This window comes from Sphingomonas sp. JC676 (genome assembly GCF_014489075.1).
In the GTDB taxonomy this organism is placed as follows: Bacteria; Pseudomonadota; Alphaproteobacteria; order Sphingomonadales; family Sphingomonadaceae; genus Sphingomonas.
Map to the genome: position 1 here is coordinate 610,726 of NZ_JACTGR010000002.1, position 20,074 is coordinate 630,799.

General features: G+C 62.8%; 22 protein-coding genes. 9 read left to right on the forward strand and 13 right to left on the reverse strand.

Translation table 11 applies throughout. The features are described from left to right. Positions 1–307: 307 nt before the first annotated feature. From IAG41_RS09640 to IAG41_RS09685, 10 genes are all read right to left on the reverse strand, one after another. The gene (locus IAG41_RS09640) at positions 308–856 is read right to left on the reverse strand and encodes a helix-turn-helix domain-containing protein (RefSeq protein WP_187728388.1); all 549 of its coding nucleotides are present in this window, start codon (positions 854–856) and stop codon (positions 308–310) included. Between the two features lie 257 nt (positions 857–1,113). Beyond that, a complete protein-coding gene (locus IAG41_RS09645) occupies positions 1,114–1,914 on the reverse strand; it encodes an acetoacetate decarboxylase family protein (RefSeq protein ID WP_187728389.1) in 801 nt (266 codons plus the stop codon). A 178-nt stretch (positions 1,915–2,092) separates the two neighbouring features. Continuing rightward, positions 2,093–2,893 carry an acetoacetate decarboxylase family protein gene (locus IAG41_RS09650; protein ID WP_187728390.1) on the reverse strand — a complete coding sequence of 267 codons (801 nt, stop codon included), beginning with the start codon at positions 2,891–2,893 and terminating at the stop codon, positions 2,093–2,095. A gap of 201 nt (positions 2,894–3,094) precedes the next feature. Next, complete coding sequence (locus tag IAG41_RS09655; RefSeq protein WP_187728391.1) at positions 3,095–4,747, reverse strand: fatty acid--CoA ligase; 1,653 nt, start codon at positions 4,745–4,747, stop codon at positions 3,095–3,097. A gap of 144 nt (positions 4,748–4,891) precedes the next feature. Beyond that, positions 4,892–5,845 carry a 3-hydroxyacyl-CoA dehydrogenase NAD-binding domain-containing protein gene (locus IAG41_RS09660; RefSeq protein ID WP_187728392.1) on the reverse strand — a complete coding sequence of 318 codons (954 nt, stop codon included), beginning with the start codon at positions 5,843–5,845 and terminating at the stop codon, positions 4,892–4,894. A gap of 2 nt (positions 5,846–5,847) precedes the next feature. Further along, positions 5,848–6,786, reverse strand: coding sequence for a 3-hydroxyacyl-CoA dehydrogenase (locus IAG41_RS09665; RefSeq protein WP_187728393.1), 939 nt, complete (start codon positions 6,784–6,786; stop codon positions 5,848–5,850). Positions 6,787–6,865: 79 nt separating this feature from the next. Then, complete coding sequence (locus tag IAG41_RS09670; RefSeq protein ID WP_222950606.1) at positions 6,866–7,660, reverse strand: enoyl-CoA hydratase-related protein; 795 nt, start codon at positions 7,658–7,660, stop codon at positions 6,866–6,868. Between the two features lie 53 nt (positions 7,661–7,713). Continuing rightward, positions 7,714–8,940: a CaiB/BaiF CoA transferase family protein gene (locus tag IAG41_RS09675; protein WP_187728394.1), complete on the reverse strand. Its 1,227-nt coding sequence runs from the start codon at positions 8,938–8,940 to the stop codon at positions 7,714–7,716. Positions 8,941–8,970: 30 nt separating this feature from the next. Next, positions 8,971–9,774 carry an enoyl-CoA hydratase-related protein gene (locus IAG41_RS09680; protein WP_187728395.1) on the reverse strand — a complete coding sequence of 268 codons (804 nt, stop codon included), beginning with the start codon at positions 9,772–9,774 and terminating at the stop codon, positions 8,971–8,973. A 69-nt stretch (positions 9,775–9,843) separates the two neighbouring features. Then, positions 9,844–11,058, reverse strand: coding sequence for an acyl-CoA dehydrogenase family protein (locus tag IAG41_RS09685; protein WP_187728396.1), 1,215 nt, complete (start codon positions 11,056–11,058; stop codon positions 9,844–9,846). Positions 11,059–11,887: 829 nt separating this feature from the next. On the opposite strand from IAG41_RS09685, the gene IAG41_RS09690 reads away from it, so the two are divergent. Genes IAG41_RS09690 through IAG41_RS09700 form a run of 3 tightly spaced genes read left to right on the forward strand, consistent with a single transcriptional unit; the run spans position 11,888 to position 14,797 of the window. After that, positions 11,888–13,933, forward strand: a complete 2,046-nt coding sequence (locus IAG41_RS09690) for a TonB-dependent receptor (RefSeq protein ID WP_187728397.1) — start codon at positions 11,888–11,890, stop codon at positions 13,931–13,933. 56 nt (positions 13,934–13,989) lie between these two features. After that, complete coding sequence (locus tag IAG41_RS09695) at positions 13,990–14,397, forward strand: MerC domain-containing protein (protein ID WP_187728398.1); 408 nt, start codon at positions 13,990–13,992, stop codon at positions 14,395–14,397. After that, complete coding sequence (locus IAG41_RS09700; protein ID WP_187728399.1) at positions 14,390–14,797, forward strand: Fur family transcriptional regulator; 408 nt, start codon at positions 14,390–14,392, stop codon at positions 14,795–14,797. The genes IAG41_RS09695 and IAG41_RS09700 overlap by 8 nt, the downstream gene beginning before the upstream one ends. Positions 14,798–15,043: 246 nt before the next feature. Here IAG41_RS09700 and IAG41_RS09705 read toward each other — a convergent pair whose 3' ends face one another. Then, positions 15,044–15,283, reverse strand: a complete 240-nt coding sequence (locus IAG41_RS09705; protein ID WP_187728400.1) for a hypothetical protein — start codon at positions 15,281–15,283, stop codon at positions 15,044–15,046. Next, positions 15,195–15,560 (reverse strand): GDCCVxC domain-containing (seleno)protein, encoded by a 366-nt coding sequence (locus IAG41_RS23535; RefSeq protein ID WP_410468079.1) that lies wholly within the window; start codon positions 15,558–15,560, stop codon positions 15,195–15,197. Before IAG41_RS23535 ends, IAG41_RS09705 begins: the two co-directional genes overlap by 89 nt. Positions 15,561–15,627: 67 nt before the next feature. Here IAG41_RS23535 and IAG41_RS09710 point away from each other — a divergent pair, with 67 nt between their 5' ends. The 6 genes from IAG41_RS09710 (at position 15,628) to arsH (ending at position 19,356) form a co-directional block, all read left to right on the forward strand. Next, a complete protein-coding gene (locus tag IAG41_RS09710; protein WP_187728401.1) occupies positions 15,628–16,002 on the forward strand; it encodes a hypothetical protein in 375 nt (124 codons plus the stop codon). Positions 16,003–16,143: 141 nt separating this feature from the next. Further along, entirely contained in the window at positions 16,144–16,668 is a 525-nt protein-coding gene (locus IAG41_RS09715; protein WP_187728402.1) for an arsenate reductase ArsC, read from the forward strand. After that, the gene (gene arsC / locus IAG41_RS09720) at positions 16,658–17,089 is read left to right on the forward strand and encodes an arsenate reductase (glutaredoxin) (protein ID WP_187728403.1); all 432 of its coding nucleotides are present in this window, start codon (positions 16,658–16,660) and stop codon (positions 17,087–17,089) included. Before IAG41_RS09715 ends, arsC begins: the two co-directional genes overlap by 11 nt. Then, positions 17,086–18,168 carry an ACR3 family arsenite efflux transporter gene (arsB, locus tag IAG41_RS09725; RefSeq protein ID WP_187728404.1) on the forward strand — a complete coding sequence of 361 codons (1,083 nt, stop codon included), beginning with the start codon at positions 17,086–17,088 and terminating at the stop codon, positions 18,166–18,168. Before arsC ends, arsB begins: the two co-directional genes overlap by 4 nt. Continuing rightward, positions 18,165–18,620: an arsenic resistance N-acetyltransferase ArsN2 gene (gene arsN2 / locus IAG41_RS09730; protein ID WP_187728405.1), complete on the forward strand. Its 456-nt coding sequence runs from the start codon at positions 18,165–18,167 to the stop codon at positions 18,618–18,620. The genes arsB and arsN2 overlap by 4 nt, the downstream gene beginning before the upstream one ends. Continuing rightward, on the forward strand, positions 18,607–19,356 hold the full coding sequence (gene arsH / locus IAG41_RS09735; RefSeq protein ID WP_187728406.1) for an arsenical resistance protein ArsH: 750 nt from the start codon (positions 18,607–18,609) through the stop codon (positions 19,354–19,356). The genes arsN2 and arsH overlap by 14 nt, the downstream gene beginning before the upstream one ends. Here arsH and IAG41_RS09740 read toward each other — a convergent pair. Continuing rightward, positions 19,353–19,979: a DUF47 domain-containing protein gene (locus tag IAG41_RS09740; protein ID WP_187728407.1), complete on the reverse strand. Its 627-nt coding sequence runs from the start codon at positions 19,977–19,979 to the stop codon at positions 19,353–19,355. The genes arsH and IAG41_RS09740 overlap by 4 nt on opposite strands. Between the last annotated feature and the right edge of the window lie 95 nt (positions 19,980–20,074).

Genomic DNA, 20,074 nt, shown 5'->3' on the forward strand with positions numbered 1-20,074 from the left:
ATAACTAGCCTCGCCGGCACCCCGGACGCCAGACTTGCGGTCCAGCTGGCGCGATGGGCGCCTTACCAAATTCAGAATCACGCGAAACCTTACCAAGCCAATTGTGAGAACGTTCACAACGTAGCACCCGGTTGACCGCAAGATGCTTATACCAAGGGGTGCAATGAATGGACACTCCAAAGGGAGTGAAAGCCAAAAGACCTTGCTCGGCGGACACCGCCATCGGGACCGTCACGCCTGTCGCGCTACGCGAAATGTCCTGGCAATTCACGCCGGAGTGTCAGCCCGGCGCACGAGAATGCCAGCGTCACCGCGTGACCTCGCGTTCGCGCCGCCAGCTGGCCGGACTCTGGCTAAAGGCTTGCCTGAAAAGCCGGCACAAATGCGCCTGGTCGGACAGCCCTACGCTCAGCGCGATTTCGCTCAACGAAGCTGCGCTGGTCAGCATAAGGTAACAAGCCTCCTCGAGGCGCCTTCTTACGATGTACGCGTGCGGCGGCTCCCCGAACGCCAGTTTGAACGAGCGCGAGAAATGCGCCGTGCTGCGTTGCGCAACGGTGCTGAGTTCAGTCGTACGGATAGACCGGTGCAGGTTCTTTTCGATGAAAGATCGGACACGCGCGATCTGCCAACCGGCCAGCCCTCCCGTTTTCGGCCCTTTGGGGCTCGCACGACGTTCGATCTCGGAGTTCAGGATAGACGCCGCAGTTGCCAGCGAGGCCTTTGCCGCCTGCCGATCATGTTCGATCTCGCCTTTGGCCGCTTCAAGAAGCAGCGCAAGCTTGCTCGCCAGGAAACCGAACTCGAGATCGACCGGAGGTGAAACCTCCGCAGTCTCGGTATATAACGTCTCCATATCGAACCCTCGCCCAAACAGCTCGTGCCGGAAGTTGACGCTACGGAAGATGGCGCAAAACGGACCGTTTTGCCTGTTAAGAGGCGTTCTGAGTTGTTAATCATGGGCATCTCGCCACTGGCAAGATGAGCGTCGGCGCGCTTATGGATATAGATGTGGGATTTCGTCAGCTCCCCGGGCGGGCACGCCTTCTTCCCGTTTGTGCCGCACATATGCTCCTGTAGCCGCCGGCCCCGGCGACGCCCTTCTGCCGATCATCAAGTCGCATGGTCCTCAAGGATTTTGAGGTCGGTTACGGAGTAGGAAAGGGAATAGCGGAACCCTGATTCGACAATGATCGGGGCGAGCAAATGCAGCTCTTCGCCGTGCACTTCCGGAAGATTTAGCTGGCCATCCCCGATCCACGCCTCCGTGACGGTGAGGTTTTCGGTGATCGACATCGTCAACTCATTGACCGCCGGCGCATCCTGGTAGCCGGTCGTGAGTCGCGGAAAATACCGCAGCAAGACGACCGGGCGGCGGAGGAATGACAATCCGTCTTCGACGGGCCTCCGCAACGTGACGCGGGCCTCCGCCAGGCGTTGGCCGTGCGCGGAAAGGCTCGCACCGAACCGGCCACCGGGCACAACGGGCGCCGCCGCCGGGCTTTCCGCCGGATAGGAGCGCGTCTGGAAAATACTGCCCATCTTCTTGGGAAAGCCCTGCGTCCACCCGCGCGCCAGTGCGGCATCGTTGTCGACAAAGACGTAGGGGCACCAGGTTACCGGCGTATCGCGATACATGGCATCCAGCAGCACGAACGCTTCGCGATACTGATAGCGCGCAGGATCAAGATATTCGTCGTTCTGCGCGGTGAACTGCCAGTCCACGAAAATCACGACGGCACGGCCGTTCGACTTCGGATCGGGGGAAAGGCCCCGCGGCAGCGTGGTCGCGGTCGCATCCGGATCCGCCCGGAATTCGACGCCCACTACATCACCCGAATAGTGCCAGGGCGGCGGCGGCGTTATCGCAGCCTGACCGAATGGTGACCTGGGAAGGGTGAAGCCCTTCAGCATTTCTATCTCCAGCGCAGTTCAATTGTTGCGACGGCAGTCCTATTCCGATCGACCGCGACTCGATTTGATTGCCATGCGCCCGCTTGTTTTCTTCTGCGGAAATCGGAGAAATTTGTATTTAAATTAGTATCATAAACTAATATGCTAAGAAAAACTTCGGTGGAGCGAGCAGCAGCTTCTAGCCAGTCAAATCCGACAAAACCCTGCATCCGCTGACCGAATAGGAGTATGAGAAGCGAACTCCACGTCCGACCTTGATCGGCGCCAAGATATCAAGCTCCTCGCCATAGACTTCTGGAAATGTTAGCTGACCGTCCCCAATCCAGATATTTGTGAATGATATGTTCTTCGAGATACAGAGAACAAGCTCATCTACAGCGGGTCTTTCGTACCCCCCTGCGGTAACACGCGGAAAATAACGCCGCGTTACGATCGGGCGATCAAGAAGGCCAACAAGGCGATCCGATCTTTCTCGTAACGTGACGCGCGCTTGCGCCAGCTGTTGTCCGTGTGCGGAGATGCAGGCGGCAAAGCTGCTGTTGTGCGCGAGAGGCGCCGAAGCGGCGCTGTTCGCGGCAAAGGTGCGGGTTTGTTGAACCGAAGCGAGTTTCCCAGGATAGCCGCAGATCCAACCTCGAAGCAGGGCGGCATCGTTGTCGACAAAGGCATAGGGACACCAGGCAATGGGCAAGCCTCGCCATTCAGCGTCCAGCAGAATGAGAAACCCGCGACACTGGTATCGCGCCGGATCGAGATATTCCTCGTTCTGAGCGGTAAACTGATAGTCGGCAAAGATCGCTACAGCGTGGCCCGTGCACCTGACATCCGGCGCGATTCCCTGGGGCAGAGCATTCGCCGACAGATCCGGATCACCCCAATATTCCACCGCTAGAACATCGCCCGCGAAATGCCAGGGCGGCGGCGGTATCAAGGCGGCAGTCCCAAGGGGCGAGCGCGGAACTGCAAAACCTTTCAGCATTTCGAGGTCCTCGCGGGCGGGCAACTTATCGGTATCAACGCGGGAGGTTAGCCAAGCGTGCGGGGCTGCCGCTTGTATGGGCATGCTGAAATCTAGGGTTTCTGCGGGCTTCTGCTCGAAAATGGAGCGATCGACTGCTCCCGCCTTGTAGAGCGGCGCGTCAACCAGGTTGGAGAAGGCGGTCGGCTAATGCGCGACCAGCTAGTGTTTGCCGTACTTCTCCCGGAGTTTCTTCTTGTCGACCTTCCCGACGCTCGTCTTGGGCAGGACTTCAACAAACAGGATCTGGTCCGGGATGCCGAATTTCGAAATCAATCCGGCATCGGCCGAGGCTTTCAGATGCGCCTTTATCAGCGCGTCGCTGAGATCGTCGCCTGTTCGCGGCTCCCGGACCACGAGCGCCAGCGGTCGCTCGCCCCATTTATCGTCCTTGATCCCGATGACGGCGGCCTCCGACACGCCCTCGCACTGCGAAATAAGGTCTTCGAGCTGGAGCGACGACACCCATTCGCCGCCGGTCTTGATGACCTCCTTCATCCGGTCGACGATCCGAAGCGAGCCATCCGGGTCGATGATTCCGACGTCGCTGGTGTGCATGTAACCGCCGGTCCACAACTGCTCCGAAGCTTCGGGACTGCCGACATAGCCCCGCGTGAGCCACGGCGCCCGCACGACGATCTCGCCAGGCGTCTTTCCATCCTGCGGCACCGGATTCTGCTCTGCATCGACCAGGCGGATATCAACCAGCGGCGCAGCTATTCCGGCTTTAGTGCGGATATCCAATTCCCGCTCCGTAGCCCCCCCAAGATCAGCGGATTTCACTTGCGCGACAGAAAGCAGCGGAGCGGTCTCCGACATTCCGTATCCGGCGAAGACGTCAGCACCCAGCTCGAGCGCTTGCTTGACCAGCGCGTGCGGCAGTTCCGAACCGCCGATCACCATCTTCAGGCCCGCCAGATCGGTGTTTGCAGCAGTCGCAGCGCCAAGCAGCATTTGCAGGAGCGTCGGAACGCCATGCGTGAAGGTCACCCCTTCGGTCTTGATCAGCTTGAGAAGCAAGGCGGGATCGTAGCGACCCGGATATACCTGTTTCACCCCGGACAGCGTCGCGGTCCACGGCATTCCCCAGGCATGCGCATGGAACATCGGGGTCATCGGCATGTAGACGTCGTCGCGGCAAAACCGCCCCTGTTTCGCCGCAGCCCCGAAAAAAGCCATTCCCGCAAGCGTGTGCAGAACCAGTTGTCGGTGGCTGAAATAGACTCCCTTCGGAAGGCCGGTGGTCCCGGTCGTGTAGAAGGTGGTCGCAACCGCATTCTCGTCGAATTCGGGGAAGCTGTAGTCGGGCGAAGCGCAGAGCAGCAGGTCCTCATATTCGCCCGCGAACGTCAGTCCGCCAATTTGGAACGCCGCGCGGTCCGACATCAGGACCAGCAGCTTCACATTGGGCAATTGGCTCCTGATGCCTTCCAGCATCGGTACGAAGTCGTCGTTGACGAGCAGCACCGACGCGCCGGCGTGGTTGATCGTATAGGCGACCTGTTCCGGGGTCAGACGGACGTTCACCGTCTGCAGGACGGCCCCCATCATCGGCACGGCGAAATAGGCCTCGAGGAACCGGTTGCTGTCCCAGTCGAGCACGCCGACGGTATCGCCGGGGCCGACGCCGAGCGTGGCGAGGGCGGATGCGAGCCGCCCCACGCGCTCGCGCAACTGGCGATAGGTGAAGCGCTTCAGGTCGCGATAGACGATCTGCTGATCGGGCGCCTGCGCGAGCGGCGTATGCCACAGCTGCTTTATCAGAAGCGGATATTCATATGCGGACTTGGCGCCCTGCATGAACTTCCCGGTCATGGTATCAATCCTCAGGAGCTGTTGATCGCCGACCGCGACCCGCCGCCGATACAAGGTGCCGCCGGTCCCAAGCCGGAGCGCAGCCCCTTTTGCCGGGCTGCAATCCGGGCTTCACTTCCCGGCGGCATGCTCATCCCGTATCGACTACGCCTTAGCTTTGGCAGCTTTCGCGCGCAATTCGAGTAGCCCGAGCAGGACCTCGTCCCGCTCCGCGGCCAGATCGTCGATCGAGCGCGAACCCACCTCGGCATGAACGCCTTCGATGAGCTTCTGCTGGAGTTCGGGGGTCAGTTCCGGCGAACCCAGGGTCTTCCACCACGCCGTCAACGGGCCGGTAAACTGCGCCAGGAAATGCTCCATGCCGCCTTGGCCGCCGCCGAGATGGTTGAGCAGGACCTGGCCCATGATCCCCCAGCGGAGTCCGGGGCCCCAGCAGACCGCCGTATCGACGTCGGCGACGCTGACGACGCCCTGCTCCACCAGATAATATACCTCGCGGGCCAGTGCGGCTTGCAGCCGGTTGGCGACGTGCCCCGGCACCTCCTTGTGCAGGCGGACGGTCTGCTTGCCCAATCCGGTGTAGAATTCAGCGGCGCGCTGGATCGTCTCCTCGGACGTCTTCGCGCCGCCGACGATCTCGACCAGCGGGACCAGGTGCGGCGGATTGAACGGATGCGCGATCACGCAGCGCTCCGGATGGAACGGGCAACCCGACTGGATCTCGCTCATCGTGAGGCCGGACGAGCTCGAGGCGATGATCACGTCGGGCGGCAGCAATGCGTCGAGCTGACCGTAGAGCTTCTTCTTGAAATCGATCCGCTCGGGTCCGTTCTCCTGGACCAGATCGGCACCCATCACGGCTTCCGCCAGGTCAGCGGTGAAGCTCAGCCGCAGGCGAGAGGCATCGGCGGCGAGGCCCAGCCTTTCGAGCGCCGGCCAGGCAGCGTCGACAAAGCGTCGCAGCGCCTCTTCCGCATCAGGGGCGATATCGGTCGCCACGACGTCGAGGCCCTTTGCCAGGAACTGCGCCGCCCAGCTCGCGCCGATGACACCCGTACCGATAATGGCGACCCGAGAGATCGGTTTGTTTCCGGCCATGATTACTTCTCCTGTGAAGGGAATTCGGCGTAGGCTACGCCGGACAGATTGCCCTGGGCGAAGAGAAGCGTACGCGTCTCGGAGCCGTCGAGCTTTGCGGTATAGAGCGAGCCACCGAGGTCGGTGGCGAACATCCGGTTACCGGAGACGTCGAGCGCGACGCCGATGCCCTCCATCAGGTCGCCGACGAGAAGCTCGGGCGCGCGTCCATTTGCGGACGGCGCATCGATCGACGCGCGATTGACCGTGTTGCCCTGCGGGGGGTTGCCGCGATCCGTCCAGTAGAGAAGGCGGCTTTCGAGATCGAGTTCGAGATCGATCGGCTCAGGCAGGTCGTCGAACCAGGTCTCGATGTCCGTCCGGCTGGCGGCGTCCTCGCCCTCGGGTATGTCCAGTCCCGCGCGGAAGATGCGTCCAAGGCCGGAATTGTCCGCCCCCTTCTGCGTCCAGTAGATTTGCCGGCGCTCGGGATCGACCGTGATCCCGACGCACCACTTCGTGGCGTCGCGACTGTCGTCCTCGCCTTCGCCCGTCTTGACCAGCGTCTCGACGTTCGAGCCGTCGAGATTTGCGCGCATCACGCGCATGCCCTCACGGTCGCACCAGTAGAGCTTGCCGCTCGCCTTCTCGAGGTGGAGCTGTTTTGGCGTGTGGGTGACGCCCTGGGGAACGATGACCTTGCGATTGCTTCCATCGACGTCGGCGCGCTCGATGGAGCCATCGTCGAGATAGGGGATTCCCATATTGGTCCAGTAGATATGGCCGGCCTCGACATCGACCGCGATGCCATCGGGAAGGTGGCAGTCGGTGACGATGACCTTCCGATCGGTACCGTCCGGATTCATCGAATGGATGCGGTCGCCACTCAGCTCGAGAACGAACAATCGGCCTCCGACACCGCTCGATGCTGGTTTCGACTTCGTCGCCAAAGCGTCAGTCATAACTATTTCCTTTCAGGTATCAGGCCTTGATGCCGAACGGCTTTCCGGCATCCCGGTGATCGGTTCGTCCGTGGCCGCGCTACGCGGCGGTCGCTGATTTGCTGGCCCCGCCTGCGGCAGGGGAATGTTTTGCGATGAAAGCTGCCAGCGCCGCCTTCGCCTCGTCGGAGCGGACCTGGACGCTGAAGACTTCGTTCTCGGCAGCCATCGCCGCCTTGGTGAGTTCGCGGAAGGAGCGCTTCAGAAGTCGCTTGGAAGCTTGCAGCGCACCGGACGGTTTCGCCGCCAGATGCCGCGCCGTCTCGGTCGCTGTCGCCAGCAGCTCCTGATCGGACACGACCTTCGTCACCAATCCCAATTCCGCGGCGCGGCTGGCATTGAACGCCGACCCCAGCAGGATCAGTTCCGCTGCATGAATGTGCCCGATGGTGTGGGGAAGAATGCCGCTCGATCCGAACTCCGGAACCACGGCAAGGTTGATGAAGGGCATCTGGAACTTGGTGCTCTCGCCCGCATAGACGAAGTCGCAATGCAGCAGCATGGTGGTTCCGCCGCCGATCGCGGCACCGTGCACGGCTGCGACCAGCGGCTTGTCGAAATCGACCAGCGCATTCATGAGCTTGGACTGCGGAGATTCTCCCGCGCCGGGGGGATTCTCCAGGAAATCCTCGATGTCGTTGCCGGCGCTGAAAGCGTCTCCCGCGCCGTGCCAGAGCACCACTCGGATGCTTTCGTCCCTGGCCGCGCCATCGATGATTTCCGCGAGCCCGATATACATGCCCGACGTCATCGCGTTGAGCTTTTCCGGGCGGTTCAATTGAACGCGAAGTATGCCTTCGAAACGTTCGGTGACTATCTCGTCCATCGTCTTCATTCTCCGTCGGCCTGACAAATACCGAGCTCGGGAGTGGTTGAGGCACCCCGCCCCTATGCGGCGCGTTGCGCTGCCTTCGGAACGGTGCCGCTGGCCTGCAGGCCAGCGATCTCCGGCGTGCTGAAGCCAAGCTGCGTGAGGATTTCTTCGCTGTGCTCGCCGAGCCCGGGCGCGCGCTTGGCCGGAACCTTGGCCACGCCATGGATCTGGAGCGGGCTGCCGATCGTAAACTCGATATTCCCGCCGGCGCCATCGAGCGGCACCACGATGTCGTTCGCCTTGAGCTGCGGGTCCTTGATCACGTCACCGGGCGCCTGCACCACGCCGAAGGTGAGATGGGCCTGCTCGAAGATTTCGTGCCAATGCGCCATCGGCTGCGCGGCAAAGGCCTGATCCAGGATCGCCGTGAGCGCCGCTGAATTCACGGCCTGCTTGGCACCGTCGGCGAACCGGTCATCGGTCAGGAGATCCGGGCGGCCGATTCCGTTGGCCAGCGCCGGCCATTTGTCGGGGGTCAGGACGATCACGAACCATGAATCGTCAGCCGCCCGGTAGACGTTGAACGTCGCGTTCGGCGGGCTCGCCCGGTCGTGCAGCGGATAGAAGCTGGCATCGCAAAGCGCCGCCTGCACCGAGACCGCACAGGCCCAGACGCCGGACGCCAGCAAGGAGGTCGTGACGTACGAACCCTTGCCGGTACGTTCACGCCGATAGAGCGCGGTGACGATTGCCGAATAGAGGCTCACCGCGGTTCCATGGTCGCCGCTGCCGGCCACGGGCAGCGTCGGCGGGGCACCCGCGTCGCGCGTCAGCGAGAGCAGACCACTGCGGGCCCAATATGCCGTAATGTCGAAGCCGGGCAGCTGGGCGTCTGGCCCGTTGTCGCCATAGCCCGTGACGTCCGCATAGATCAGCCGCGGGTTCCACTGCGCGACATCGTCATAGCCCAGCTTCAGCTTTTCGCGGGCGGGATGCGGGGTGTTGACGATGAGAACGTCCGCCCACTCGACCAGGCGCCGCACGACCTCCTTCGCCTCCGGCGATTTCAGGTCGAGCGCCAGGCCACGCTTGTTCCGGTTGTTGAGGTGCCAGGGGTAATTGTCCTTCGCGCGCGGCTGCGGCGGAATCTTGTAGCCGATGCGCCAGGTGTCGCCCGTTGGCGGCTCGACCTTGATCACCTCGGCGCCGAAATCGGACAGGATCACCGCGGCGCCCGGCCCGGCGATGAAGCTCGCGAGATCCACCACCTTAAGTCCGGAAAAAATGTTGTCGTTTGCCATGGTCTGGCCTTTCTGGGTTACGGGGGGTCTTCAGCGTCCGCGGAACTGGGCCGCGCGCTTTTCGAGGAAGGCAGTCGTGCCCTCCTTCTTGTCTTCGGTTGCAGCGCAGAGGCCGAAATAGGAGGCTTCGAGCAGCAGGCCTTCGCCTTGGCTGGTCTCCATCCCCCTGTTCACCGCTTCGAGCGAGAACTTGACCGCGATAGGACTGTTCGAGGCGATCTTGTGCAGGATCGCCTCGGCGCGGCTGATCAGCTCGGCCGCCGGGACGATCTCGTTGACCAGGCCGATGCGGTACGCTTCCTGCGCGCCGATCATTTCGCCGGACAGGATGAGCTGAAGCGCGCGCGCCTTGCCCACCAGCCGCGGGAGACGTTGCGTTCCACCGCCTCCGGGAAGAAGGCCGAGCGCGACTTCCGGCTGGCCGAACCGGGCCGAATCCACCGCGAGCCTGATCGTGCAGGCCATCGCGGTCTCGCAGCCGCCACCCAGCGCAAAGCCATTCACCGCGGCAACGACGGGCTTGCCGAGATTTTCGATGAGATCGAGGACCTGCTGTCCGAAACGGCTGGATTGCTGCGCGTCAAACGCTGCTGCTTGCGCCAGCTCGCTGATGTCGGCGCCCGCGATGAAGGCCTTGTCGCCGGCGCCGGTCAGGATGACGCCGCGCACCGCCGCGTCCTCTCGCGCGTCTTCAAAGGCCTTGCGCAAGTCCGACCAGGTCGGCGTGTTCAGGGCGTTGAGGACCTTCGGGCGATTGACCGTGACATAGGCAATGGCACCCTTTTTCTCATAGAGGATGTTGGCGAGCGTCAGGCCCGCCGTTTCCGAAGCCATGTCGAATCTCCTGTCCAGAAAAGGGGCGAGCCAGGGGCTAGAGGAAGGGAACCCCTGGCTCGCCTTTGCTCACACGAATGCGCCGATCCCGGTGACGGCTTTGCCGACGATCAGATTCTGCATCTGATAGGTGCCTTCGTATGAGTAGAGCGCTTCGGCATCGTTGAAGAAGCGCGCGAGATTGTAATCGGCGACGATGCCGTTGCCGCCGAGCAGTTCGCGGCCCCAGGCTACGGTCTCGCGGGATTTCGATGTGCAGAAAGCCTTCGCCAATGCGGCGTGCTGATCGCCCAGCTTGCCGTCGTCATCCATCTGCGCCAGCCGCACCATCAGGCACTGGCACGCGGTCACGTTGGCGAGCATCTGGGCGAGCAGATTCTGCACCATCTGGAACGAAGCGATCGGCTTGCCGAACTGCAGACGCTCCTGGGTGTATTTCAGCGTCGCCTCATACGCGCCCATCTGGATGCCAGTCGAAGCCCAGCCGACCATGTACCGCGTCATCCGCAGCACCCGCGCGGTGTCGCGGAACGAATTGCCGCCCTGCAGGCGGTTCTCTTCCGACACGCGAACGTCATTCAGCGTGATGACGCCGTTCTGGACGACCTTGAGCGCGATCTTGTGCTCGATCTTCTCGACGCTGAACCCGGGCGTCGTCTTGTTTTCAACGATGAAGCCCTTGACCTGATTATCGTCGAGGTCGCGCGCCCAGATGATCGAGACATCGCACCAGGTCGCATTGCCGATCCAGCGCTTCTGCCCGTTGAGGATCCAAGTGTCGCCTTCGCGCTTGGCGGTGGTGGTCAGGCCGCCGCTGGTGCCCGAGCCGACCAAAGGTTCGGTAAGGCCGAAGCAGCCGATCTTTTCCCAGCGCGCCATCGGCGGCAGCCATTTCTGCTTCTGCTCCTCCGATCCGTCGAGGTAGATCGAGCCCATCGCCAGGCCGCTGTGCACGCCGAAGAAAGTGCAGAACGAAGCGTCGACCCGCGCCAGCTCCATCGCGATGAAGCCGAACTGCTTCTGGCTTCCGCCGGCGCATTCATAGCCCTCATAGCCGAGACCACCGAGCCCCAATTCCTTGAACGAAGGCAGCAGCTCGAACGGAAACGCGTCCTCGGACCAATATTTGTTGATGATGGGCTGGACCTTGGTGTCCATATACGCCCGCACTTTCTTGACCACGGCCAGTTCGTCGGCAGTAAGGACGTCGACGAGCTGGTAGAAATCGCTGTCGGGTGCGGGCAGAGGCTTCTCTTGCTTATTGCCGTTGGGTGCGACCGCCATCTTCCTTCTCCTGCTCGATTGTTCCGGTCTCTCGGAATGCGAGTAGGTAAATGGCCTCGGCCGGCGCTCCCTTCTTGGAGGACTCTGCGGCGAGTTAGACGCACGTGCCCGACTTTTCCCATCGGACCGAACTCCGGTGTCCGAGGTTGGATGATCCGATGCCGAGCAACCCCCGCGAGCGCTCCGGACGACAAACTCTGCGTCAGCGAGTTGACCAATGTAATAATACAACATATCAATTCAGCTCTGCGGTTTTGAATCGCCGCGTTACTGGTTGGTTGGAAGCGCGAGAGTGAGCGAGAAGCGACGAGCAATGCGAGTACGGGCCGAGGCTCGGCGCGCTCACGCTCGCCCGCGCTTGCCCGGCAAGCGCTTACGCGCGCTATGGCTCTCAACGCTGTTCGTCGCGCTGCTGGCCCTTACTTGGCAGAGCTTCATCGTTCAGACGCACGTGCATGCGTGCCCGGATGGGTGCGCGACGGGGCAGGCCGGCAAGGTCGCTAGGCCGGCGCAACTCGAAGGCGGGCAATCGGCACCTGATGCACCGACTCCTTGTCCGATCTGTCAGGAGATCGCCCATGCCGGCAGCTATTTGGTGCCGAGTCTGCCCGCGTTCCACCTGCCCCAGTCCGTCATCGCCTGGTACATCGTCAGTCCTTCGCTAACGATTGCGCCTCGCCAGCGTTCGCATGCCTGGCAAAGCCGAGCGCCGCCGCACCAACTCCAAGCCTGAAGATCACAATCGCGAGCGAGGGCGGGTCCATCGCCTCGCCGCACCTCGACGGATTCCTGGGAGGGAGTTCGCCGCCAAGGTTCTGGAGTTTCATTCATGCGATATCTGTTCCTGCTGGGCGCTGCGACCGCAGCGCTGCTGCCCCATGCCGCTGCTGCTGCCGACGGCCCAACTACCACCCCGACCGAGACGCCCGCCGCCGGGCCTGACAAGGTCGAACCCGATTCCCCCGATCAATCCCGCAGCAACGAGATTGTCGTCAGCGGATCGCCACTCGGTTCCGAGACAGCGACGATCGTCGCCACGGTCGATCGCGACCAGATCGTCAAGACGGGCGGTGGCAACATCGCCGACGCGTTGAACGAGGTGCCGGGCATCGCCGGCACTGGCTTCGCCTCCGGCGCCAACCGCCCGATCATCCGCGGTATGGATGCGACGCGGGTGCGCATGCTCGAGGACGGCAGCAGCGCATCCGACGTCTCGGACATAGGCCCGGACCACGGCGTGCCGATCGATCCGCTGTCCGCACAGCGCATCGAGGTCGTGCGCGGGGCCGCGACACTGCGCTATGGCAGCCAGGCGATCGGCGGCGTGGTCAATGTGATCAACAATCGCGTGCCCACCGATCTGCCCACGCGAGACTTTTCGGGCGAAGCGAGCGGCAGCTACGCCACCAATGCCGATACCTGGCAGGGCTCGGCACTCGCCGACGCCAAGGTCGGCGATCTCGCGCTGCATGCCGATGGCTTCTATCGCCATGCCGGTGATTACGACACGCCGCTCGGCACCCAGTCGAATTCGTTCCTCCGCGGTTGGGGTGGCGCGCTCGGCGGCTCCTATTTCTTCGGCCCCGACAGTGGCAGCCATGTCGGCGCCACGGTGATCCACTATGCCGCCCAGTACGGGATTCCGGCCGACACCGCCTGGATCGACATGCGCCAGACCAAGGTGATCGGCCGCTCGCTATTCGCCCTCGGCGACGGAACGCTCCAGTCGCTGTCGATCGACGGCAGCTATGGCGACTATAGCCATGACGAGAAGAACCCCGACGGCTCGATCAACACGACCTTCAAGAACAAGGAGTTCGACAGCCATGCCGAGCTGCTGCTCGGGCCGATCGGCTTCTTCTCCAAGACGGCGCTAGGCATCCAGGTCGGCCACCGCGACTTCTCTGCGATCGGCGAGGACAGCGCCTATCTCCAGCCGGCCACGTCGCAGAGCGAGGCGGCCTATCTGTTCACCGAGGTGCCGATCGGCACCGCGCTTCACCTCCAGGCCAGCGGCCGCGTCGAACGCGTCCATGTCGAGGGAACGCCTGCATCCGACGTCTTCACGCGGCGCGATTTCACGCCCGTGAGCGGCGCGATCGGCGCGCTGCTCGACCTCAGCCCGGGCGTCAAGCTGGGCGCGACCTTCTCGAGCACCGGTCGCGCGCCAGCGATCACCGAGCTGTTCGCGCGCGGGGGGCATGACGGCCCGCAGACCTTCGAGACCGGCGATCCGATGCTCAAGGTCGAGCGCGCCAATTCGCTCGAGGGCACGCTGCGGGTGAATTCGGGACCGTTCCGCTTCGAAGGCAGCGTCTACGCCACCTGGTTCCACAACTATATTTTCGGCCAGCTCACCGGCCGCACCTGCGACGACGACGGGGTCTGCGTCGCCGGCGATAGCGAGGAGCTGAAAGAGCTTAACTATGGCCAGCAGGGCGCGCGCTTCTGGGGGCTGGAAGCCGCGGCACATTATCGGCTGTTGAAGACCACGGCCGGCGGTCTCGAGGTGAAGGCGCTCGGCGACTACACCCGGGCGAAGCTCGACGATGGCAGCAACGTGCCCCGGATCCCGCCTTACCGGATCGGCGGTGGCCTCAACTGGACGAGCCCTCGCTTCGACGCGGGTTTCCTGCTGATGCATGTCGGCAAGCAGGACAAGTTCGGCGATTTCGACACCGAGACGGACGGGTATGAAGCGCTCAGCGCCAATATCGCCGTGCGTCCGTTCAAGGACCATCCGGGGATCGAACTGGCGGTGGTCGGGCAGAATTTGACCGACGATGTCATCCGCAACGCCTCGGCATTCAACAAGGAAGATGTCGTGATGCCGGGGCGGACCGTCCGCTTCGTGCTTCGGGCGGCGACCTTCTGAGCAATGCCGCGCCGCTGCGGGTCCTCCCGTAGCGGCGCGGCATCTGGAGAAATGTCATGACCTGCGGACAACAGGCCGCCGGCGCCCCCGTCACCGACTGGTTCGAACGGGCGGCGGTCGGTGCCTCGATGCTGTGCCTGATCCACTGCATCGGGCTTCCGCTGCTGCTGGCGGCACTGCCTGCGCTTTCCAGGCTGATCGCCTTGCCGGAGAGCTTCCACGTCGGGGTGCTGGGCTTTGCGCTTCCAACCTCTGGCGCTGCGCTGCTGCTCGGCCATCGGGGGCATCGCGAGCGGTTGCCCTTGATCGTGGGCGGTATCGGACTCGCGTTGCTGGCGGTCGGCGCGTTGCTACTGCTTGGCAGCCCCATGGAGACCCCCGCGACGATAGCCGGCAGTGCGTGCCTGGTTTTCGCCCATCTGTGGAACTGGCGACTGCGCCATCGCCGGCACCGGCATGGCTAAGGCGAAGCGGCGACCGCACTATTTGCAGGACGCGATCCTGCAGATCCTGCGGGATGAGCGCCGCCCGTTGAGCGGACGCGAGCTGGCGGAGAGGCTGCGCTACGAGGGGAATGCGGTTCCGCTCAGCATGATTTTTCGTGCGATCCGGCGATTGATCGATCGCGAAGTTGTGCGGAAGATCCTTGTCGCCGGGGGCTATGCGCCGGTCAGTGAAAAGCTGGTCGCGGTGCTATGGTGTCGCGAATGCGGGGAACTGACTGAAATTCATTGCGCCGAGGCATTCAACGAACTCGGAAACCTCGCGGCGGCGGCGGGGCTAACGGACCCACGATATTTCGTTGAATTTGCAGGGCTGTGCGCACGGTGTACCGAGACTCTGGCTGACCGGGACAGCCGCTGACCATTCTCAACTGATCGATCGCCCAACTTGATGCGCGAGCGGCCAATCGACAAGCTCGATGAAATTTCACTCAATCATCGAAAATAACTACACATTTTACGTAACAATTTCAATAACTTGTGGAAATGTTGGCTGGGGCGGCAGGAGCCTGTACCAACATTTTCCAACCAAGCCATTCAATGGCTTAGGCACCGTCGATCGCCAGTGTCTCCCCTGCTCTGTAACACGGATGCGTAAGGTGGCAAGCTAGGGGAGTTGCTGACCGAAATGGGTTATCAGCGGACTGGCAAGTTTTTCCATGGGTAGTTTGCTGCGACTCGTCAGCCCGCCTGAGAGGCCGGGATCGACCTGCAAGGGGCCATTCAGACCGCCCTCCCCGGTCCCCAGAAGCGGCCGCTCATGCATCTCGACCTCGCACGGCAGCTTCGCGCCCCAATAGCTGCCGTTGGACAGAAATTCGTCGTTTCCCGAAAGCGGCCGTTTCATTGGGCCGGCAATCCCCTGATAGAGGCAACGGGCGTATTAATGTACCGGCGGCGCGCCTGGTCCTTGGCCGCTGGGTGTAGCAGCGGCATCCGGCGAGTTGAATCGGCCAGCATGGCACTGTGTCATAGGAACAGAAAACACAGCAATCGCCGGCCTTCGGCCGCAACACGCTCCGAACAGCAAGCCGACGAGAAGGACCGGGCGTAGCCAGAGCGGCGTGCAAACTCCATTCGGTACGCAGGTCGTTGCCATGCCCGAATAGTTTGGCTGCACCCATATTTCTGCTATCGTGGAATTATGGAATCGAGTCGCGATGGCTCGGTGCCAAACCGGGAGGATTTCCAATGAAATGGCTGAGCGTTTCGCCGCTACTCATGTTGCTTGCCGCCGCTCCTGCGTACGGACAATGGGAACCGCCTAACGAGGTGCTGCAGATCCGCGTATCGGCGAAGGGCGATTGGGCGGTGCGCTGCGAGTGGCAGGATGCCAAAGGGAAGACCGTAACGAGCGAGGCACGCAAGGGCGATCGCGACCGCCTGCACCTGAGCGAGCCAAGGGCGGGCATTTGCACCTACCGGTCCGCGCCGGACAAGCCGATCACAATCTTGCTCAAGAGCCCGCTCTATCGATGCACGCTGCCCGCGCGCGAGAAAAAGATGTGCCGGCAAACGTTCGCAGCCGGGAGCTCCGGCCAGTTCGAGATCAGGAAGCGCGACTAGAGCTATCGCGGCGGCGGCGAAGCACCTGGACGCTTGTTCGGTTCGATACTTCCGCTACAGGCGAAGCATGGAATTGATCAGCGCCGCCGCCCCATCGGCGCGTTTATGCGCAATCGTCGAGATCGAACGGGAGAACCGGGCATGAGCGACCGCATCTACAATGTACTCTTCCTATGCACAGGAAATTCAGCTCGGTCGATCCTCGCGGAAGCGGCGATGAACAAGCTTGGCGCCGGGCGATTTCGAGCGTTCTCGGCGGGCAGCTTTCCCAAGGGCGAGGTCCATCCGATGACGCTCGAACTGCTCTCGTCGTTGCACTATCCCGTCGAGGGGCTGCGCTCGAAAAGCTGGGACGAATTCACCGGCCCGGACGCCCCTCAGCTCGATTTCATCTTCACCGTCTGCGACAATGCCGCCGGTGAGACGTGCCCGATATGGCCAGGTCGCCCGGTTTCGGCGCACTGGGGGATCGACGATCCCGCCGCGGTAGAGGGCGAAGGCCAGCGCGAAGCGTTCAAAGCGGCGCTGCGCTATCTGAGCAACCGGATTTCGCTGTTTCTCGCGCTGCCGCATGAGAGCCATGACCGCATGGCGCTCAAGAGCAAGCTGCGCGAGATCGGCCGTGAAGAAGGCGCAACCACTGAGGCGAGTATCGATGCCGATTGATATCATCATCTACCACAATCCCGACTGCGGCACGTCGCGCAACACGCTGGGGATGATCCGCAACGCCGGGCTCGAACCGCACGTGATCGAGTATCTGAAGACGCCGCCGGCACGCGCGTTGCTCGAACAACTGATCGTCCGCGCCGGACTGACCCCGCGCGCGCTGTTGCGCGAAAAGGGCACGCCCTATGCGGAACTCGGCCTTGGCGACGAGACCCTCGCCGACGAAGCGTTGATCGATGCGATGATGGCGCATCCGATCCTGATCAACCGCCCGCTGGTGGCGAGCCCGCTCGGCGTGCGGTTGTGCCGTCCATCCGAGGCGGTGCTTGACCTCCTGCCGTCACCGCAACAGGGCGCGTTCGCCAAGGAAGACGGTGAGCAGGTGGTCGACGCTGCAGGCAATCGGATTCCGGCATGAGCGACGCTCTTGCGGCCACGGTGCCCGCCGACGTTCAGTCCCGACCCGGCATCGGCTTTTTCGAACGCTATCTGACGCTCTGGGTCGGGCTCTGCATCGTCGCAGGGATCGCGCTCGGTTCGTGGCTGCCCGGCCTTTTCGCGACTATCGCCTCGGCCGAGGTCGCGCGGGTCAACCTCGTCGTCGCGGTGCTGATCTGGCTGATGATCGTGCCAATGCTGCTCAAGATCGACTTCGGTTCGCTGGGCTCGGTGAGGCAGCATTGGAAGGGCATCGGCGTCACCCTGTTCATCAACTGGGCAGTCAAGCCTTTCTCGATGGCGCTGCTCGGCACCTTCTTCATCGGCTGGTTGTTCGCGCCGCTGCTGCCCGGCCTGCCGTCCGACTATATCGCAGGGTTGATCCTGCTCGCCGCGGCACCTTGCACCGCGATGGTGTTCGTTTGGTCTAACCTCTGCGACGGCGAGCCCACCTACACGCTAAGCCAGGTCGCGCTGAACGACGTAATCATGGTTTTCGCGTTCGCGCCGCTGGTCGGCTTGCTGCTCGGCGTCGCCTCGATCACCGTGCCCTGGGACACGCTGCTGATCTCTGTCGTCCTCTACATCTTGCTGCCAGTGATCGCCGCACAGATCCTCCGCCGCGCTATGCTGGCAACCGGCGGACCGGCAGCGCTCGACCGGCTGCTCAAGGCGCTGGGCCCGATCTCGCTGTCGGCGCTGCTCGCGACATTGGTTCTGCTGTTCGGCTTCCAAGGCGAGCAAATCCTGTCGAAGCCGCTAGTGATCGTGCTGCTCGCGGTGCCGATCCTAATCCAAGTCTATTTCAATGCCGGGCTCGCCTATTGGCTGAGCAAGCGCTTCGGTGTTGCCTGGTGCGTCGCGGCGCCGGCCGCGCTCATCGGCGCATCGAACTTCTTCGAGCTGGCGGTGGCAGCGGCGATCTCGCTGTTCGGTTTGAACTCGGGTGCCGCGCTTGCGACCGTGGTTGGCGTGCTCGTCGAGGTGCCGGTGATGCTGTCGGTGGTGTCGATCGTGAAGCGGACGCGCGGCTGGTACGAGCGCGGCGCGGTCGCGTGAGCCTTGTCGCGATCAGCCGGCTTGCGCCGGACGAACTTCACGATCTGCGCGCGGCACTGAGCGCGGCCAATCTGCCTACCGACGATCTCAGTGAACCCGATCGTATCTTCTTTCGCTTCGGCGATCGGGGGGCCGCCGCCTTCGCGGGGCTCGAAGGTACGGGCACCGAGCGCCTGCTGCGTTCGGTCGTGGTTCCGGCAGAACGTCGTGGCGTCGGACTTGGCGCAGCGCTCGTTGCCGCAGTCGAAGCCGAAGCGAAGCGTATCGGCGTCGACCGCCTCCACCTGCTGACCGAGGGCGCGACGCCGTTCTTCCGCGCCCTGGGCTATGTCGACACCGACCGCGCAAGCGCGCCTGAGACTATCGCCGCAACCGAGCAGTTCCGTTCGCTCTGTCGGCCAGCGCCTCCTATCTCGTCAAGACACTGGATTGAGTTCAATGCCGCTTCGTGACCTTACAGACCCCGAATTTCTTCCCGCGTTCGATCCGCAACATGCCCATCGTCGCCCAGCGACGGGGCTCGGCGCCGATCAGCCGCCGCCGCGAATTCTGTTGCTCTACGGATCGTTGCGCGAACGCTCCTTTTCGCGTTTGGCTACCGAGGAAGCCGCGCGACTGCTTCAATTTTTCGGGGCGGAGACGCGCATCTTCGATCCGAGCACCTTACCGCTACCCGACCAGATCAAGGGCGACGACCATCCGGCCGTTCACGAGCTGCGCGAACACGCTTTCTGGTCGGAGGGCATGGTCTGGTGCAGCCCGGAGCGTCACGGCCAAATTACCGGCATCATGAAGGCGCAGATCGATCACCTGCCGTTGGAAATGAAGGGCATGCGCCCCACCCAAGGCCGAACGCTTGCCGTCATGCAGGTGTCCGGCGGCTCGCAATCGTTCAATGCCGTCAACACGTTGCGCCTGCTCGGGCGCTGGATGCGGATGTTTACCATCCCCAACCAGTCGAGCGTCGCGATGGCGTACAAGGAGTTCGATGAGGATGACCGCATGCGGTCTTCGAGCTATTACGACCGGATTGTCGACGTGATGGAGGAGCTAGTGCGGTTCACGGTGCTGCTGCGGCCGCACGCGGCGCAGCTCGTCGAGCGCTATTCGGAACGCAAAGCGGCCGGTGTCAGGTTCGACGAAGCAACCGACCATTCGGCGACCGCGATCGGTCAGGTTCGCCGCTAATCAGCGAGCGCCTCTAATATCGTGGCGACGGCGTCAAGCCGGTCGGCCAGGTACCGGAGATGACGATGAATCTCGCGCTGCGCGATATAAGCAGTCGTGTCAGCCGATGCCTCGAACAGCGCGTGCAGCCCGGTGGCGTCTAGATCATCGGCGCACACGCGAAATTCGATTAACTCCATGGCGATGCATCGCATCTTGGCGCGATAGCGGCTCGCCGAGCGTAAGAATGGAAGCGCGGTTGCGATGGCGTCTACCGCATCCACGGCGCCGTGGGCCAGTTGCTGCGCGTTGGGATCGAACAGGGCGAGGTTGTAACGGCGCACCGTTTGCGCAGTTTGCTCTATCTCCGCAACCACGCTGTCGACGACTTTGAACAGTGCCGTGATGGCGGCCCGATCAGCGGTAACGCCTCGAGCGGTCTTATGCTCGTGCACCACCTCGCCCACGATCGCGCGAGATGCGGCTGCATGGGCGAGGATGGCCGAGACTTGTCCGTCGCGCTCTCCATTGCCCGCGAACATCCGCCCAAATGCACCTGCTATTTCGGCCAGGACGAGCGCTTCAGCGTCAAGAAGCGCAATCATGGTCGGCGGTTCTGTCCGAACCGCAGTGGCCTCCGGCATGATCCATTCCCCCTCTCGGACAGTATATTTCTATAATTCTTGAAGTATAGGAGTTTATGGTCGATAGCATCGCGCCGCGCTGCACAACGGCGCGT